This is a genomic window from Bartonella sp. MU70NMGDW, from assembly GCF_042194085.1.
Taxonomy (GTDB): domain Bacteria; phylum Pseudomonadota; class Alphaproteobacteria; order Rhizobiales; family Rhizobiaceae; genus Bartonella; species Bartonella grahamii.
In genome coordinates this window covers 1-17,502 of record NZ_JBHIMK010000015.1, presented here as the reverse complement: position 1 = coordinate 17,502, position 17,502 = coordinate 1, and the positions used below count along the sequence as shown (strand labels likewise).

15 protein-coding genes are annotated in these 17,502 nt (G+C 37.0%); 11 read left to right on the top strand and 4 right to left on the bottom strand.

The genetic code is table 11. From position 1 onward, the window contains the following. The first annotated feature begins 289 nt into the window (after positions 1-289). The gene (locus tag ACFIKE_RS02790) at positions 290-1,681 is read left to right on the top strand and encodes an L-serine ammonia-lyase (protein WP_375648353.1); all 1,392 of its coding nucleotides are present in this window, start codon (positions 290-292) and stop codon (positions 1,679-1,681) included. 1,742 nt (positions 1,682-3,423) lie between these two features. On the opposite strand, the gene ACFIKE_RS02785 is transcribed toward ACFIKE_RS02790, so the two are convergent. Beyond that, the gene (locus ACFIKE_RS02785; protein WP_375626277.1) at positions 3,424-3,702 is read right to left on the bottom strand and encodes a hypothetical protein; all 279 of its coding nucleotides are present in this window, start codon (positions 3,700-3,702) and stop codon (positions 3,424-3,426) included. 32 nt (positions 3,703-3,734) lie between these two features. Further along, positions 3,735-5,084, bottom strand: coding sequence for a D-alanyl-D-alanine carboxypeptidase (locus ACFIKE_RS02780; protein ID WP_375648352.1), 1,350 nt, complete (start codon positions 5,082-5,084; stop codon positions 3,735-3,737). A 233-nt stretch (positions 5,085-5,317) separates the two neighbouring features. Between ACFIKE_RS02780 and clpS the strand changes: the two genes are divergently transcribed. Together clpS and clpA are read left to right on the top strand one after the other, a co-directional pair. Continuing rightward, on the top strand, positions 5,318-5,689 hold the full coding sequence (gene clpS / locus ACFIKE_RS02775) for an ATP-dependent Clp protease adapter ClpS (RefSeq protein WP_375626273.1): 372 nt from the start codon (positions 5,318-5,320) through the stop codon (positions 5,687-5,689). A gap of 6 nt (positions 5,690-5,695) precedes the next feature. Beyond that, entirely contained in the window at positions 5,696-8,047 is a 2,352-nt protein-coding gene (gene clpA / locus ACFIKE_RS02770; RefSeq protein ID WP_375648351.1) for an ATP-dependent Clp protease ATP-binding subunit ClpA, read from the top strand. Between the two features lie 7 nt (positions 8,048-8,054). Here the strand turns inward: clpA and ACFIKE_RS02765 are convergent, their stop codons facing one another. Next, the gene (locus ACFIKE_RS02765; RefSeq protein WP_375648350.1) at positions 8,055-8,477 is read right to left on the bottom strand and encodes an HIT family protein; all 423 of its coding nucleotides are present in this window, start codon (positions 8,475-8,477) and stop codon (positions 8,055-8,057) included. A 133-nt stretch (positions 8,478-8,610) separates the two neighbouring features. Then, the gene (locus ACFIKE_RS02760) at positions 8,611-9,072 is read right to left on the bottom strand and encodes a RidA family protein (RefSeq protein ID WP_375626268.1); all 462 of its coding nucleotides are present in this window, start codon (positions 9,070-9,072) and stop codon (positions 8,611-8,613) included. A 145-nt stretch (positions 9,073-9,217) separates the two neighbouring features. On the opposite strand from ACFIKE_RS02760, the gene ACFIKE_RS02755 reads away from it, so the two are divergent. The 8 genes from ACFIKE_RS02755 to bamA all read left to right on the top strand — a co-directional run. Further along, positions 9,218-10,054, top strand: coding sequence for a cell envelope integrity EipB family protein (locus tag ACFIKE_RS02755; RefSeq protein WP_375648349.1), 837 nt, complete (start codon positions 9,218-9,220; stop codon positions 10,052-10,054). Between the two features lie 167 nt (positions 10,055-10,221). After that, a complete protein-coding gene (rpsB, locus tag ACFIKE_RS02750) occupies positions 10,222-11,001 on the top strand; it encodes a 30S ribosomal protein S2 (protein ID WP_375626266.1) in 780 nt (259 codons plus the stop codon). 102 nt (positions 11,002-11,103) lie between these two features. Next, positions 11,104-12,027: a translation elongation factor Ts gene (tsf, locus tag ACFIKE_RS02745; RefSeq protein WP_375627177.1), complete on the top strand. Its 924-nt coding sequence runs from the start codon at positions 11,104-11,106 to the stop codon at positions 12,025-12,027. Between the two features lie 158 nt (positions 12,028-12,185). After that, the gene (gene pyrH / locus ACFIKE_RS02740; RefSeq protein ID WP_012755043.1) at positions 12,186-12,905 is read left to right on the top strand and encodes a UMP kinase; all 720 of its coding nucleotides are present in this window, start codon (positions 12,186-12,188) and stop codon (positions 12,903-12,905) included. Between the two features lie 37 nt (positions 12,906-12,942). Then, entirely contained in the window at positions 12,943-13,503 is a 561-nt protein-coding gene (gene frr, locus ACFIKE_RS02735; RefSeq protein ID WP_375626264.1) for a ribosome recycling factor, read from the top strand. Between the two features lie 731 nt (positions 13,504-14,234). Beyond that, the gene (locus tag ACFIKE_RS02730) at positions 14,235-15,050 is read left to right on the top strand and encodes a phosphatidate cytidylyltransferase (RefSeq protein WP_375626262.1); all 816 of its coding nucleotides are present in this window, start codon (positions 14,235-14,237) and stop codon (positions 15,048-15,050) included. Between the two features lie 15 nt (positions 15,051-15,065). Continuing rightward, entirely contained in the window at positions 15,066-16,214 is a 1,149-nt protein-coding gene (locus ACFIKE_RS02725) for an RIP metalloprotease (RefSeq protein ID WP_375648348.1), read from the top strand. Between the two features lie 203 nt (positions 16,215-16,417). Further along, on the top strand, positions 16,418-17,502 hold a 1,085-nt coding region (gene bamA / locus ACFIKE_RS02720; RefSeq protein WP_375648347.1), incomplete at its 3' end, for an outer membrane protein assembly factor BamA.

Genomic DNA, 17,502 nt, shown 5'->3' with positions numbered 1-17,502 from the left:
TTTTCGATAAGAATTTCGCATCCTTATTGAATTTTAATATTGCGTATTAACACTTATTTTACTAAGTTTGAAACATTAAGAGCGGTGACTCTAGGGGCATTGTCCGTTTTTTGAAGGTTGGCTTAATGGAAAACACTATAGAGAGAAAGTGCTGGGTGGTAGCAAGACGAGCGACATTCGTGTTTATTGCTGTCATTTTTTTAGTTTATCTCGCAATTTGATTTTAAACGGGACAAACGTTATGAAAAAGCATATATGCTCAAGCTGTACTATAGTTTTGAGGTGATACGTGTTTCTATCTGTTTTTGAACTTTTTAAAATTGGGATTGGTCCTTCCAGCTCACATACGATGGGGCCGATGACAGCTGCTAATATGTTTTTGCAAAAGATAGGAGATTTTTCTCAGTCGTCTGATATTCAAGTTTCTCGTATACGTGTTTATCTTTATGGTTCTTTAGCTTTCACGGGTATTGGTCATGCAACAGATAGGGCTATCATATTAGGACTTTTAGGAGAAAAAGCTTCTACTGTTGATCCTGATAGCATGGGGGGGGTGTTAGCAAAAGTTATACGTGAAAAAAAAGTGCAACCAGAAGGCCATCCCGCTTATCAGTTTGATGTGCAGCGTGATCTTATTTTTGAACGAAAGCAAATCCTCCCTGGACATACAAATGGACTGGCCTTTGAAGGACTTAATACTGATGGGAATGTTCTGTTGCGGCAGATTTATTATTCTATCGGTGGTGGCTTTGTTGTGACTGAGGATGAATTAAGCCATATGAATGATAATATACAACCAGAAGCATTTGAGGTGCCATATCCATTTGATTCTGCTTGTACAATGTTATCAATGGCAGAAAAATCAGGACTTTCAATTGCTGAAATGAAGCGCTTAAATGAAGAAACAAAGATAGAGCGTTCTTCTCTTGATACAGGGCTTGATGAAATTTTTTCAGCGATGACAAATTGCATTGATAGAGGTCTTTCACAAGAAGGTGAGTTGCCTGGTGGATTGCGTGTTCTAAGGCGTGCTAAAAAGCTGCATGAAACGCTTTTGAAAAATCAAAAGAAAAATCACAATTATCCACTTTGGGCAAATGATTGGCTTTCGGTATATGCCATAGCAGTCAATGAGGAAAATGCAGCAGGTGGTCGTGTTGTTACAGCCCCAACAAATGGGGCAGCCGGTGTTATCCCAGCAGTTTTGCGTTATTATCTTCAATTTAATGATGATTCAGATCGAGAGGGAATACATAATTTTCTATTAACGGCAGCAGCTATAGGCGGTGTTATCAAACATAATGCCTCTATTTCTGGTGCAGAAGTTGGGTGTCAAGGTGAAGTTGGAACGGCATCTTCAATGGCCGCAGCAGGGTTGACCGCAGCGTTAGGTGGAACACCAGCTCAAATTGAAAATGCGGCAGAAATTGCGCTTGAACATCATTTGGGAATGACATGTGATCCTGTTGCAGGTCTTGTACAAGTTCCTTGTATTGAGCGTAATGCAATGGGAGCTGTTAAGGCGGTAACGGCTTCTTCTCTTGCGTTATATGGTAATGGAGATCATTTTGTTTCTCTTGATGCTTGTATAGAAACAATGCGCCAGACTGGTCATGATATGAGTGAACGCTATAAAGAGACAAGTAAAGGTGGTCTTGCAGTTAATACAATATCTTGTTAGGAGCTGGAGCATCTTTCAATCCATAACTGGACTTTTTGGAGGGGGATCGTATTTCCTGATAAAGCTTGTGCTTTTTGTTACTTATAAATCAAAATTCCACTTTAATGCAGCAGCAGCTTGAAATAAATTCGAGATGATTCAGTGTTTTCTTAACGAATAATAGCTTTGGCATGAAAGCTTGGAGGGAGAGTACTGTTAGTATCTATCTGATTTGTCTCTAAAATGGGAAAAAGTCTAATTTAGAAAAAGTAAAAAAGCGTAAAGTAAAATTAGTGATCAATCTGCCATTATTTTCTAGCTGGGTTTTATGGCTTTTTAAAGTTTCCATAGCCATATCTTTTAAGTAATGGAAGATTATGCCTGAGTATCCAAGGAAAATTTGTTTTAAATCTGAATAATTATGATGAGGAGAGAGAATTTTAAAGATTTTAATTTTTTGGAAGTAAAGATTTTTGGGTACCTAGTATGGTAAAAAATACCTTAAAAAGAAATGCTAATTTACAATAATTAAGAGATATATTGGGAATATCTTTTTTATTTATAAATTCTGTACCGTCAAAAAAACTAAAATAAATAATAACGTATACATTAAAAATATTTATCAAAATTCTCATGAGAATAGAATGCATGCGATAGAACATTATCGTGTTACTCATTGATGAGTTTGTTTTAAAAAAATATCTCTCAACGCTCCCAAACTCATTTTGCGATGGTATCTGTGAATGGTATAATGGTAGATTCATTGAGCACCACGATCTGTATGCTTAATAAAAAGAGTGCGCTGGCACGATTACACACTTTACCAGCCCCCCCTGTATGGGGACCAAAGCCCTTGGTATTTGAAACGGTTCATTATAGGCATTTTGAGTTTTTTGGTACGGTTTCACACCACACACTAATCTCGCTCATAACATGCAAGAGAACAGTTTTGATTGATTCAACATAAACAAATTTCAAATGAGAGAATCTTACGATATTCGAGATTCTCATCTAACATGAAAAATAATGAACTATCTTTATAAATCAGTATCTTGGATATGAATAGTATAATGTAAGTTTCCCATGAATGGTATAAAATCTATAGAGTATTAGCATCTTTATTTATAGAGGGAGAAAAGCAGCACTATCATCCTTTTTTTAATAGTTTAATGCCAATCTTGCTCGTGATGAGCAAGCGAACGATTTTGACTGATTCAATATAAGAAGAAAAATAAGAGAATTTTACGAAAACCTCTTATTCAATATGCAAAAAATAAATTATAGATTAAAATCTTATGGAAATCGTTAACATGATATTTAATATGATAATTTCTTTTACGTTTTTTCATCGTTAGTATTTGTATTTTCCAGTTTACTTTGTCTGTCGAAAGAAATAAAAGTAAGAGGAGTTAGATTATTTTTTACAGCGTTTATGTTGTATGGGGGAGCGTTATTAAGAGGGACTTCCTTTATTGAACTTTTACAACAACTCCTAAAATGATAAGCTTTCATCCAATAAAGCTATTTATTTTTTCCAAAAAGATATCAAGGATAATTTTTATATTAAATCCAAAAGTGGAAAAATATTGGGTGTTTTTTATGTCCTTAATAATGGTTTTATTGAAAGCTTGGAGGTACTGGATAGTTGGAAAAGCTTTCAGCACAATTCCATAATTTAAGAAAAAAGTATCTTTATCAAAGAGGGGCTAAGGCTGTAGATAATGGTTAATAATAAAATAATTTTTTAGAGATGGTCTGTAAAATTAAATATTTGTTGCTCCTAGACGGATTTTAATAGGCACATTACCAGTTTGGCTAGCAACGCGTAAATGAATGCGTACAGGAGGCATTATGAGACGACGGTTGCGTATTGTTTGGCAAATGAGAAGGTTAACAAGAGATTGTGTATCTAATGCAGTCGAATTATATTTTAAACCAGTAAGTTTTGCGGCAGCATCGTGAAGAGAACGCAATGAAAGGAGGGATGATTGCTTCAATAAAATTTCTTTTTTATGGAATGAAGCAAAAGCATTATCTGTCATAATACTATCCTTAACGCAGAATTCAAAAATTTTTAGTAGGCTACAGTATAGCAGTTAAAATTTGCTTTCTTTAATGTAGAGCAAGCATCAAATGCAGCTTTTTTTGATTGAAACCCTGTAAAGCGCGCTCGATAATAACGCTGCCCACTTTTTTCAAACAGTTGCATGTGCGAAGATGCGTGCTTTAAAGTAGAAAAAGCTATATTTTTTGCTTTTAAAAGTAAAGTTTTTGCTTGTTCTTCACTAGGAAGAGAACCAATTTGGATAGCCCATCCGGCATTTGTGGACAAAGAGGCTGTTACAATTTTATGAGTCTCAACCGGTATAGTTTTTTGAGGGTTTGGTATTGGTATAATTACTTTATTTACAGCCGTTATTGCGATATTGGAGTTTTTAGGTTGTTCTGCAAATGCTGTCAACATAGTCGAAATTTCATCGTCAAAATTACTTGAATCAGCTTTAATGGTCGGTATAGGAGTATTGGCACCAGTCGGTAAGTGATAGCGTACAGAAGCCATTAAACGTTCACCACTTTTCATTTGGCTTGCTTTGGGCAAATATTGATTCAATAGGCTAGCCATATGCTCGTCACGTGCAGTAGATGATTTACCTCCCATAACAACAGCGACAACAGAGCGCCCCTCAAGACGCATTGAAGTTGCTAAATTAGAACCTGACATTTGTGTGTATCCTGTTTTAATCCCATCAACACCCTTCATTATTTTAACGAGTTTATTGTGGCTGTTAATTGTATGTCCACGGAAATTAAAACTTTTTGTTTTGAACAATTTATATTGTTTTGGAAAATGTTTACGTAAAGCTAATGACAAAGTCGCTATATCTCGTGCTGTAGAATAATTGTGCACATCCGGAAGCCCTGAAGCATTCGCGAAATGTGTATGTTTCATGCCAAGTTTACGAGCTTTTACTGTCATCATTTGAGCGAATTTTTTTTCACTACCTCCAAGATATTCTGCAATGGCAGCAGCAACATCATTTGCGGATCTTGTAATGAGTGCTTTAGCTGCTGATTCTGCAGAAATTGTTTGGCCTGCTTTAAAGCCAATTTTTGTCGGTGGACGCATTGCTGCATAATGTGAAACGGGAATTGGTGTATTTGGTGTCACACGACGCATCTGCATAGCTTCAAAGAGTAAGTACAATGTCATCATCTTTGTTAAAGAAGCAGGATAACGTTTCAGTGTTGCATTGGCTTGAAATAGAGTTTTTCCCGTAGTAGCATCTATAACAATAGCCGCATACTTATCAGGATAGGCTCCTTGAGGTGTGGCTGATGCCCAACAGTAAGAAAAAGCTAACACAACAAAAGAAATTGCTATTGTTTTACAGTAGCGCATAATTTTTTGATAATTAATATACACTTGCAGTATCCTATTTCTCCATTTATCCTAAAAAACTTCTATAAAGCTTCCTTTTCTGTAATTTGTTGATGCAGTTTAGACGAATGGTATTACTAATTTGTTTACAGAAGTTATTTTATAAGTGAGTGATTGAAGTCTAACCATAGAGGGAATCTTTTTCTAACACATACAGGTATTGCAATAGTTATGAAAGAATTTAAAATTGATAAAAATGTGCTGCATGGAAAACGATAATGGGACGGATGCTTATAATAAACTCTATAGCTCATATTATGCATAATGAAAAGGGCAAGAATTGGGATGAAATTAGGCATGGTGCGGTTATAACGCTTAAGGCTAGAGCAAAACTCGAAAAACCTAAATTATGTCGAGTTTTTTTGCTTAATGATGATTACACACCTATGGATTTTGTTGTTTTCGTTTTGAAGAGCTTTTTTAAAAAAAGTTTCGAAGAGGCAACGCGAATAATGTTAAATGTTCATCACAGTGGGATAGGAGAATGTGGAACTTATACTTATGAAGTCGCTGAAATGAAAATATTACAAGTGAGGGAATGTGCGCGTCAAAATGAACATCCGTTACAATGTGTAATGGAATGGAAGTGAGGAATTATGCCATCTTTTACACCTAGTCTTGAAGAGGTTTTGCATCGTGCATTAACAATTGCTACTCAGGCACAGCATGAATACGCAACATTAGAGCATCTTCTACTTGCGCTGTTAGATGATGCTGATGCAAATTCCGTTATTCAGGCTTGCCAAGTAGATGTGGAGGAATTACGAGAGCGCTTAACCAATTATCTTCGCTCAGAGTTAGATGAACATATTAGAGCTGATGAGGATACTAAGCCTACAGCTTTTTTCCAGCGTGTTATCCAACGTGCGGTGATTCATGCACAATCAGCTGGAAAAGATGAAGTATCGGGGGCAAATGTTCTTGTTGCAATTTTTTCTGAACGTGAAAGCCATGCAGCATATTTTCTGCAAGAAATGGGCATGACACGCTATGATGCTGTACGTTTTATTTCGCATGGTATCACGCGTGATGATGGGTTATCCATGTTACTTGAAGGACTTGAAGAGCAATTAGATCAGCAGATTTCGGATAATGATGAAAGAGGAACAAGTGCTTTAACGAATTATTGTGTTGATCTCAATTGTAAAGCACTTAATGGAAAAATTGATTTATTAATTGGCCGTGAAATAGAAATTTCACGCATGATTCAGATTTTATGTCGAAGGTCAAAAAACAATCCGCTTTTGGTTGGTGATCCTGGAGTGGGGAAAACCGCTATAATTGAGGGATTGGCAAAGCGCATTGTTGATGCGCAAGTGCCTGAAGTTTTATCAAATGCAACAATATTTTCTCTTGATATGGGGGGGCTTGTTGCTGGTACACGTTATCGCGGTGATTTTGAAGAACGCTTAAAGCAAGTTATTAAAGAGTTTGAGCTGTATCCAGATGCTATTTTATTTATTGATGAAATTCATACCTTAATTGGAGCAGGAGCGACATTAGGGGGAAATATGGATGCAGCAAATCTTTTAAAACCTGTATTATCTTCTGGAACTATGCGATGTATTGGTTCGACGACTTACAGAGAATATCGCAAATTCTTCGAACAAGATCGTGCTTTAGAGCGTCGTTTTCAGAAGATTGATATTAATGAACCTTCTGTTACAGATGCGATTAAGATTTTGCAGGGGATGAAGCCTTACTTTGAAGATTTTCATCAGATTAAATATACAGATCAGGCGATGAAGGCATCTGTAGAATTATCTTCACGTTATATAATTGACCGTAGGTTACCTGACAAAGCAATTGATATTATTGATGAAAGTGGCGCAGCGCAAAAGCTTTTGCCACAAAAACAACGCAAGAAGAGTATAGGTGTTAAAGAAATTGAGGCTACTGTTGCTACAATTGCAAGAATTCCACCAAAAACAGTTTCTCGGAATGATCAGAAGATATTGAGTAAGCTTGAAAGAGAACTCAAACATGTTGTTTATGGGCAAGATCAGGCAATTTCCGTCTTAGTTTCATCCATAAAATTGGCGCGAGCAGGTTTACGCGAACCGGATAAACCAATAGGAAGTTATTTATTTTCAGGACCAACAGGTGTAGGAAAAACTGAAGTTGCAAAACAGCTTGCATCATCTTTAGGCATTGAATTATTGCGTTTTGATATGTCAGAATATATGGAACGGCATACGGTAGCACGTTTAATCGGAGCTCCTCCAGGTTATATAGGGTTTGATCAAGGAGGTCTTCTTACAGATGCTGTTGATCAGAAGCCTCACGCAGTCCTATTGCTAGATGAGATTGAGAAAGCACATTCAGAGTTATTTAATATTTTATTGCAGGTAATGGATTATGGTAGATTAACAGATCATAATGGTAAGAAAATTGATTTCCGCAATGTTATTTTGATTATGACAACCAATGCTGGTGCTTCAGATATGGCAAAATCAGCTATTGGATTTGGGAAGGTACATCGTGATGGTGAGGATATAGAAGCAATCAATCGGTTATTTACACCAGAGTTTCGTAATCGGTTAGATGCAATTATTCCGTTTGCACCTTTATCTCATTTAATCATCAATCAGATAGTGCAAAAATTTATTTTTCAGCTTGAAGCACAATTAGCTGATCGGGGAATTTGTTTTGAATTAAGCCCTTCTGCAACTTTATGGCTTTCCAATCAAGGATATGATTCTCAGATGGGAGCACGCCCATTAGGGCGTGTTATACAAGAATATATTAAAAAGCCATTAGCTGATGAAATTTTATTTGGAAAGTTACGCAACGGTGGCATTGTTCGCGTATTGACACAAAAATCAAATTGCAAAAAAGAAAGCTTACAGTTGGAAATTTCATCTTCCGATATATCTGCAAGTTCAAAGAAAAGTAAAATGGAAAATTTTACAAAAAAACGTGTAGGAAAAAAAAGCACAACAACTTAAGAGTGTGTTATAAGGCTGCACGGATTTTTTTTGCATTCTCTTCAAGTATTTCTGTAGGCGTTATCATATTATTATGAGGGGTAAGTTCTATTCCCTCCATACGTGGTATAATATGAAAATGGAGGTGATAAACGGTTTGTTGACTAGCTGCTTCATTAAATTGCATGACAGTTATGCCATCTGCTTGAAAGGCTTTTTTGACGGCATTTGCAATTTTTTGAACAGCTTTAATAACGGGAAATAATGTTTCAGTATCCGCATCAAGTAAGTTCCTAGAGCCTTTTTTAGGAATGACCAGCGTATGACCTGGTGCCTGTGGCATGATATCCATAAATCCAATAACATCATCATCTTCGTAGACACGAACAGAAGGGATTTCATTGCGAATCAATTTAGCAAAAATATTGTTATTGTCATAAGCTTGTTTCATACAAATATTTCCTTTTATTATAAATTTAAGATTTTAATTAAAAACGAAAAAATGCAAAGTTTATCAGAGTGTAAGACAAAGAAGTATTTTGACTTTAGTTATATTTAGGATGGGGCTCTGTCTTAATGAAGGCTTAGATTTCTATGATGGCTTCAACTTCTACAGGAACATCCATAGGAAGAGAGGCAACACCAATAGCAGAACGGGCGTGTTTTCCAATGTCACCAAGAATATTGACAAATAAATTAGAAGCTCCATTGGCAACAAAAGGAATATCGGTAAAATGAGAATCTACAGCCACAAAAACAGTAATTTTTACCACACGTTTTATTTTATTTAAGTCACCTAGAGTTGCCTTGAGTTGAGCGAGAATATTGAGAGCGCAAGCTTCGGATGCTTTTTGGGCTTGTTCGGTATTCACAGTTGCACCAACTTTACCGATGGCTATTGGTTTTCCATTAATAAGAGGGAGTTGTCCAGAAATAAAGAGTTGATTGCCACTTTGTGAAGTGGTGATGTAATTGGCAAGGGGGGAGATTACTTCAGGAAGAGTGATTCCGAATTCCTCTAAGTTTTTTTCAATCATATTGGTCATAATTTAAACTCCATAGCTGCTCTATAATACATTCATTGTATAATCTATTTTTTGATTTAAGGAAATGTGTGGTTAATTGAGAAATTAGCCTTTTTTGCCTTATTGTATGATGTTATGCAACGGGGATAAAGTTTGGAATTTGGGAATGATTAGATCATTATTTATAATAATTTTATATATTGTTTTTTTATGTACAGCGAGAGCTGAAGAGCCTATTTTTATTGTGCCTCATCGAGCAATTTATGATTTTCATCTCGATAGCGTTTCTCATGACATGACAATTTCTGCGATGTCAGGGCGAATGGTTTACGAGCTTACTGGTTCGGCATGCCAAGGCTATAGCACACGTTTTCGTTTTATTAGTCGTGTTCACATTGAAGATATGCCGGTACGTTTAACGGATCAACAGACGACGAGTTATGAAACAGGAGACAGCCGTACATTTCGTTTTAATATTACAGATCAAGAGGGAGAAGAGGTTGCGCATCGTGCTGAGGGGGTCGCGGAGCGTACTCAAGATGGTATTACAGTTACCTTAAAAAAGCCAAAGGAAAAAGAGTATAAGCTTGCAATGGCTGAATTTCCAATGATGCAACTAAAAAATATTATCCGCCATGCAAAAGCAGGGCATCATTTTTACAATGTTACTGTATTTGATGGGACAAATAAAGCAGATAAAGTTATAAAAGAAAGTATCGTCATAGGGGAAAAGAAGGGGCTTTTATCTGATAGCGAAACGGAAAAAGTGAGAAAATTGGATGAAGACGAATATTGGCCTGTTACAATTTCTTATTTTGATGATGGAGAAAATAAAGATGGTTTGCCGGTTTATCGTAGCAGTTTTCTCTTACATGAGAATGGTATCATGCGTGATCTTCATATAGATTATGGAACTTTTTCAGTGCGTGCAAAATTGAACAGTCTCGAATTCTTGGAACTTGGAAAAGATCTTAATCAATGTGAAAATGCAAATATTAAATGATTAAAGAAAATGACTTGAAAAAGAATCAAATATTAGTATGTTTGCACTATTCCACACGCGGAGTTTGGGTGTTTGCAAATAATTTGTGAGAAAATTCTAGCAAGCATCCGCCGGTAGTAGGTTTTCCTGCTTTTTCCGCGGAGGTTGAACCGGAAAGGATAAGATTTATGGCACTACCCGATTTTACTATGCACCAGCTTTTAGAAGCAGGTGTGCATTTTGGTCACCAGACTCATCGTTGGAATCCCAAAATGACTCCCTATATCTATGGTCAGCGTAATAATATCCATATTATTGACCTTGCTCAGACCGTTCCGCTTTTACACCAAGCGCTTAAACTTGTTTCAGATACTGTTGCGCGTGGTGGTCGTATTCTCTTTGTTGGTACGAAAAGGCAAGCATCTGACATTATCGCTGATGCGGCGAATCGTTCTGCCCAGTATTACGTTAATGCACGTTGGCTTGGTGGCATGCTCACAAACTGGAAAACGATTTCCAATTCGATACATCGTTTGCGAAAGCTTGACAAAATTCTTGCTGCTGAGGCGCAAGGTTTTACCAAAAAAGAACGTTTAAATCTTGAACGTGATCGTGAAAAGCTTAATCGTGCGCTTGGTGGTATTAAAGATATGGGATCTGTTCCAGATCTTATATTTGTCATCGATACGAATAAAGAAAATATTGCCCTTCAAGAAGCAAAACGTTTAGGTATTCCAGTGATTGCTATTATTGATACCAATTGCGATCCTGATGACGTAACGCATCCGATACCAGGTAATGATGATGCTTCGCGTGCAATTTCTCTTTATTGCGATCTTTTTGCTCGTGCTGCCCTTGATGGTATTGCACGCCAGCAAGGAGCAATGGGTATTGATTTGGGAGCTCAAGTTGATGCGCCTGTGGAGCCTATTTTGAAAGAAAATGCGGTTTCAGAAGTTTCTGAATAATATAAAACGCCTAATTAAGGTACTTTTATTGTCTAAAGAAGAAGTTATAGGCGTGCAGAGGGGGGTTGCACGCTTTCACTATTACAAAATAAAGAGGCAAATATGAGCATTACTGCTGCACAAGTAAAAGAACTTCGAGAACTATCTGGCGCTGGTATGATGGACTGTAAAGCCGCTCTAGCTGAAACCAGTGGTGATATGGAAGCTGCTGTTGATTGGCTTCGTAAAAAAGGAATAGCTAAAGCAGATAAAAAGGCTGGTCGTACAGCGGCTGAAGGATTAATCGGAGTCGTATCAAAAGATTTAAATGCGGTTTTGGTTGAGGTTAATTCTGAAACAGATTTTGTTGCACGCAATGCCGGATTCCAAGACATCGTGCGCAATATAGCAATTGCTGCTTTGGATACGCCAGGTGATGTTGAATCTGTTTCTGTTTCTCTTTATCCCGGTTCTGAGAAAACTGTAGAGCTTACGATTAAAGATGCAATTGGTACAATTGGCGAAAATATGACATTTCGTCGTTCCGCTAAATTGTCTGTTGAGAATGGTGTTGTTGCGACTTATATACACAATAGTGTAGCTGATGGTCTTGGTAAGCTTGGTGTTTTGGTTGCGATTGAAACAACAGGAAATAAAGAGGCTGCTCTTGCTTTTGGTCGGCAAGTTGCAATGCATATTGCGGCAACCAATCCCTTAGCACTTACAGCACAAGATGTTGATGCTGCTGCTGTTGAGCGTGAAAAAGCAATTTTTTCAGATCAAGCACGTCAGTCTGGAAAGCCTGAAAATATCATTGAAAAAATGGTAGAAGGACGTATGCGTAAGTTTTTTGAAGAGGTTGTTTTGCTTTCTCAAGCTTTCGTTATGAATCCTGATATGACTGTTGAGGCAGCTTTAAAGGATGCTGAGAAATCAATTGGTGCACCAGCAAAAATTACAGGCTTTATTCGTTTTGCATTGGGTGAAGGTGTGGAAAAAGAGGAGTCTGATTTTGCTGCAGAGGTTGCTGCTGCTGTAAAAGGCTAGTTATTGCAAACTCTTGATTAGAGATTTAAAATCATATCGTTGGTTGTAGAATCTCTGGTGTGGGCAATGTAATTGTTGAGAGGGCGTCACGTGAAAAAAAGTGGTGCCCTTCGTGATGTCAAAAGCAAAAAGTAAATGTGCTTTTGGGGAGATTATTAATGGCATTAGCACTTCCGTATAAACGTATTCTTTTAAAAGCTTCTGGTGAAGCTCTTATGGGGGGGCAAAGTTTTGGCATTGATGTTTCTGTTGTAGATCGTATTGCCGCTGATATTGCAGAAGTGCGCACAATGGGGATAGAAGTTGCAGTTGTTATCGGTGGGGGAAATATTTTTCGTGGCGTTGCTGTTGCTTCACATGGTGGAGACCGAGTGACAGGGGATCATATGGGAATGCTTGCAACTGCTATCAACTCTTTAGCATTGCGAACATCTTTGACAAAATTAGGGGTTGAAACTGTTGTACTCTCTGCGATTGCTATGCCACAAATTTGTGAAAGTTTTTCGCAACGTAAAGCAATAGCTTATATGAATCAGGGAAAAGTTGTTATTTTTGCGGGCGGTACAGGAAATCCATTTTTTACCACTGATTCTGCTGCTACTTTGCGTGCAGCTGAGATTGGTGCGGATGTCCTTCTTAAAGGAACACAAGTTGATGGTATTTATTCAGCAGATCCAAAGATAGACCCTACGGCTAAACGTTTTGACCAATTAACACATGTTGAAGTGTTACAATGGGGATTATCTGTTATGGATTCAACGGCGGTTACTTTAGCACGTGAGAACAATGTACCGATTATTGTGTATTCCATTCATGAAAAGGGCGGTTTGGCTAAGGTCTTGAATGGAACAGGACGCTTTACAATAGTATCGGAATAAGGGTAAGCTTCAAAGGACAATTGAAGGAGACAGAAATATGAATGTTACATCAATTATAGATGATCTGAAACGTCGCATGGATGGTGCTATTACGGCTTTTAAACATGAATTAGGTGGTTTGCGGACTGGACGTGCATCGGCCAGTTTATTAGAGCCGTTGACCGTTGAATCTTATGGTTCTGTTGTGCATATAAATCAGGTTGCTAATATTTCTGTTCCCGAACCTCGGATGCTTTCTGTTTCTGTATGGGATAAAACGATGGTAGGAGCTGTAGAGCGCGCTATTCGCGATTCTGGTCTTGGTTTAAATCCCATAACTGATGGTACGAATTTACGTATTCCTTTGCCTGAGTTGAATGAAGAGCGCCGTAAAGAACTTGTAAAAATTGCACATCACTATGCAGAGCAAGCGCGTGTTGCTACACGTCATGTTCGTCGGGATGGTATGGACAATTTGAAAAAGTTAGAAAAAGATGGTGAAATTGGACAAGATGAAGCCCATAGTTTGTCTGAAAAAGTTCAAAAACTCACAGATGAAACGATTGCTGATATTGATAAAATTTTAGCCGTAAAAGAATCTGAAATTATGCACGTTTAAGACGATTTTGTTGTTAGAAAAGGACGTTTACTCCCAGCCTGTAAATTGTTTCTATAGATAAGGGAAGTGGTGTGCTCTGTGATAGCGAGGTGTGATGCAGGAAGGTATTTTATCATTTTGATATGGGAGAGATTGATTTGAAAGGGCAGATGTTTTAATTTTTTAATCTGCGTTGTAAATCATGTCCTTTGCTGGAAGACGCTATTGAGCAGCATGGTGAGGGCTTTCAGTTGAGCATGTCTTTGTTAAACAGCATAATGAAAGCATTCTTAGAAATTATTTAAATATTCTAAGATGAGGGTTGGGGAAAGAATATAACACAAAAAAACAAGCCTAACCTTTCTCTTATTTTCCATTATAAAACATGTGAGTATAATCGATGACGCAGATGCTATATGGTGTAATTCGTTTTTTAATGACGAATATTTGATAGAGAAGTGTTTTTATATGAAACCTATATTAGTTAATTTATATGGGGATAGGTAGCTGCTTTTTCATTTTATATTTGAGAAAATATTAAAAAAATACTTTAGGATCAATCTTGACGGAGATTTTCGAAGCTGTTTTCATTGATTATTTGTCTTATAAGCGCTATCTTGGTAAACTGAATTGTTTATGATAAATTATAAGGGAAATTTATACAAGTATGAAATAAAAATATTGCGTAGGGAGGTTTTTCTTACGTCAATTTTAGAGCTTGTATTTTCTATTTTTATTGTTTGGATGTTGTTTTGTCTAATTTGGTTTATCGTGTTCTGACAGCTTTTGTGTTTGGTTTTATTGCATTGTATCTAACATGGTTGGGAGGGATCTCCTTTTTTTTATTTGTATGGTGTATTGGCGGTTTTGTTCTTTATGAGTGGATGAGTATTACTAAAGAGAAATGGTGTATTTTACAAAAAATATTAGCAAGTAGCTTTTATTTGATCTTTGGCTTTTTTTTAGTGTTGAGTGTATCTGCTTCATTGATTTTTTGTGTTTTAATCGTTTTGGCTGCGGTGTTGGCTATTATATCTATAAAAAAGAGTGGTTGGGTTTTTTGTGGTTTTTTATATGCATCTTTTCCTGTTGTTGCTTTATGCTTTCTACGGGATCATGAAATGTTGGGGTTCCAAGTTGTTATTTTCTTATTTACGATAGTGTGGGGAACAGATATTGGCGGGTATTTTATCGGACGTGCATTAGGGGGACCTAAATTAGCACCACAATTTTCTCCTAATAAAACATGGTCAGGAGCACTTGGTGGTACATTTGTCGGAGTTTTCGGTGGTATATGGGTTGCTTTTGGATTTTTTGATATAAATTTAGCAAGTTTTTTTGTGCCTCTCCTTACACTTGTTTTGTCAATTGTTTCACAATTGAGTGATTTAGGGCAATCATGGCTCAAAAGACGGTTTTCTGTTAAAGATTCTAGTTCTTTATTGCCTGGACATGGTGGTTTTATGGATCGTATAGATGGATTGGTAGGGGCAGCTTTTCTTCTTTATTTAATTGGTTCATTTATGTCTGATATGGATGCACCTTTTAATCTTTTTAGTATGATCTAATTGGGAGAAGGTAGTTTGGGACTTTTAAATTATATCGTCACTATGGGTGATTTTCTTTTAAGAAGTTTGAGTATTCTTTTCATCATTATGATTATCATTTTTGTGCACGAATTTGGGCATTATCTCATTGGTCGGTGGTGTGGTATTAAGGCGTTAGTTTTTTCGCTTGGATTTGGGCCAGAAATAGCGAGTTATACAGATAAGCATGGCACGAAGTGGCGTTTAGCGCTTATCCCCGTAGGAGGGTATGTAAAGTTTGTTGGGGATGAGGAAAAAAATGATACGGTATCATCCCAATCATCTCTGATTGTTGACGGTTCATTTGCTAGTGCGCATGCTTGGAAAAAAGCAGCAACTGTTTTTGCCGGTCCTTTTTTCAATGCCCTTTTTACTGTTGTTATTCTAACATTTTTTTTCTTTATCTATGGTCGTGTAGCCATTGAGCCCGTTATTGGTTCTTTGGTAAAAGGTAGCCCTGCTCTTCAGTCCGGTTTGGAATTAGGTGATCGTTTTGTTGAAATGGATGGACGACGGGTTGAAAGTTTTGAAGATTTGATGAATTATGTAGCTTTTCACGGAAGAGAACCCATAGAGTTTAAAATAGAACGCATGGGGCGATTCTTTACAACGGTGATTACTCCGAAAATCGTTGAGCGAGATGATGGATTTGGTAATCGAACACGAAGTGCTATGATAGGTGTAGGTGTTCCTATTGATTTAAATAATCCTGCACATTTAGATCCAACTTATATAAAACATATTCGCTATGGTTTTGTAACAGCCGTAAGAGAAGCGTCAGACCGTACTGTGTTTATCGTCACTCAAACCGTTCTTTTTATGAGTCGTTTAATAGGAGGAAAAGAGGACCGTTGTCGGCTAAGTGGACCTTCTAAAACCGTTAAAATTGCTTGGAAAGTGAGCGAGACAGGTTTTGTCTCTTTGTTGAATTTAGCAGCTTTTCTTTCAATAAGTGTTGGGCTTATTAACCTTTTTCCGATTCTACCGCTTGATGGTGGGCATCTTTTATTGCATGTCATTGAGGTCATTACTGGGAGGGAAATATCTGCTAAAATCCAGGGAATTATTTTTCGTTTAGGTTTTTCCATTCTTCTCCTTTTTATGATCTTTGTCTTTTTTAATGATTATTTTTGTTGGTTTAGCTAATTAAATTATGGAAAACGCTTTATAAATTGAGTAATAATAGCGAAAACAAATTGAAGGTTGTTTACCATGTCTGCAAAATGTTGTGGCGTCGTACATTATAATGAGTAATTAAGGAATGAAAAGTCTCGCTGTAAAGAGGTTGTTATGGCAGTTAGCTTTTTAAGGCATCATGTCCAAGGAACAAGAGTAAGGTAAAAAAGCCAATGACTACAAATTCAAAGTTTTTAAATGCAGCATCTGTATTGGTGTTAAAAATGGGGATGATTGCCCCAGCAACGGTTTTTATGTCAATTGCTGCGGTTGGAGAAATACAAGCGTCTGTAGTCCGTTCTATTGAGGTTCGTGGGAATAAGTTTGTAAGTTCTCAGGCAATTCGAGACAATATCGGGATTAAGGCTGGACAAGGGGTTTCCAGTGCTGATGTTGATAATGCTGTGAAGAATCTTTTCGAATTGGGTTTATTTTATGATGTTAAAATAAATCCGGTAGGTGATAAATTGGTTGTATTCGTAAAAGAATATGAGGTTGTCAATCAGATATTGTTTCAGGGAAATAAATCTTTTAAAGACCCAGATCTTAAGCGGTTTATTTCTTTAAAACCGAATGAGCCTTTTAATTCTGCTAAGCTTTCTGCTGATATAAATACAATTCGTGAAGCTTATAAAACTCTTGGTCGTAATAATATCACTGTCAACGTTCAAACGATTAACCTTGGAAAAGGGCGAGTTAATGTAGTATTTAATGTTGTTGAAGGGCAAAAAACAAAGATTGGTGATATCACTTTTAAGGGGAATAGTGTCTTTGGAAGTCGCCGTTTGCGTGATGTGATTTCAACAAAAACTTCAGGAATTTTTTCGAAGTTGTTGGGAGGTGATGTTTACAGTGAAGAGCGTCTCGCTGCTGATGAAGAAGCTTTACGTCGCTTTTATTATAATCGTGGTTATGCAGATTTTCGTGTAGTCTCTTCTAAAGCGACTTTTGATGCAGCAAGCAATACATATAAAATTTCTTTCGTTCTTGATGAGGGGGTGCGCTATAAAATTAGTGATATTCAGGTTGAAAGTGATGTTGATGGAATTGACGTTCAATCTGTGAAAAGGGGGCTTAAAACCCAGCCAGGTGATGTTTATAGTGCAGAAGATATTGAACAGTCTGTTGCAATTATTAATAACAAGGTTGCTGATTCGGGATATGCTTTTGCTAAAGTTGAGCCGCGGGGAAATCGTAATTTAGCAAATCATACAATTTCAATTTTATATAATATTGAACAGGGTACACGTGCTTATAT

Bases quoted from the DNA above. Each gene is read 5' to 3' on its own strand.
- ACFIKE_RS02785 (WP_375626277.1), bottom strand. From the start codon at position 3,702: ATGACAGATAATGCTTTTGCTTCATTCCATAAAAAAGAAATTTTATTG.
- clpS (WP_375626273.1), top strand. From the start codon at position 5,318: ATGGGACGGATGCTTATAATAAACTCTATAGCTCATATTATGCATAAT.
- clpA (WP_375648351.1), top strand. From the start codon at position 5,696: ATGCCATCTTTTACACCTAGTCTTGAAGAGGTTTTGCATCGTGCATTA.
- ACFIKE_RS02765 (WP_375648350.1), bottom strand. From the start codon at position 8,477: ATGAAACAAGCTTATGACAATAACAATATTTTTGCTAAATTGATTCGC.
- ACFIKE_RS02760 (WP_375626268.1), bottom strand. From the start codon at position 9,072: ATGACCAATATGATTGAAAAAAACTTAGAGGAATTCGGAATCACTCTT.
- ACFIKE_RS02755 (WP_375648349.1), top strand. From the start codon at position 9,218: ATGATTAGATCATTATTTATAATAATTTTATATATTGTTTTTTTATGT.
- rpsB (WP_375626266.1), top strand. From the start codon at position 10,222: ATGGCACTACCCGATTTTACTATGCACCAGCTTTTAGAAGCAGGTGTG.
- tsf (WP_375627177.1), top strand. From the start codon at position 11,104: ATGAGCATTACTGCTGCACAAGTAAAAGAACTTCGAGAACTATCTGGC.
- pyrH (WP_012755043.1), top strand. From the start codon at position 12,186: ATGGCATTAGCACTTCCGTATAAACGTATTCTTTTAAAAGCTTCTGGT.
- frr (WP_375626264.1), top strand. From the start codon at position 12,943: ATGAATGTTACATCAATTATAGATGATCTGAAACGTCGCATGGATGGT.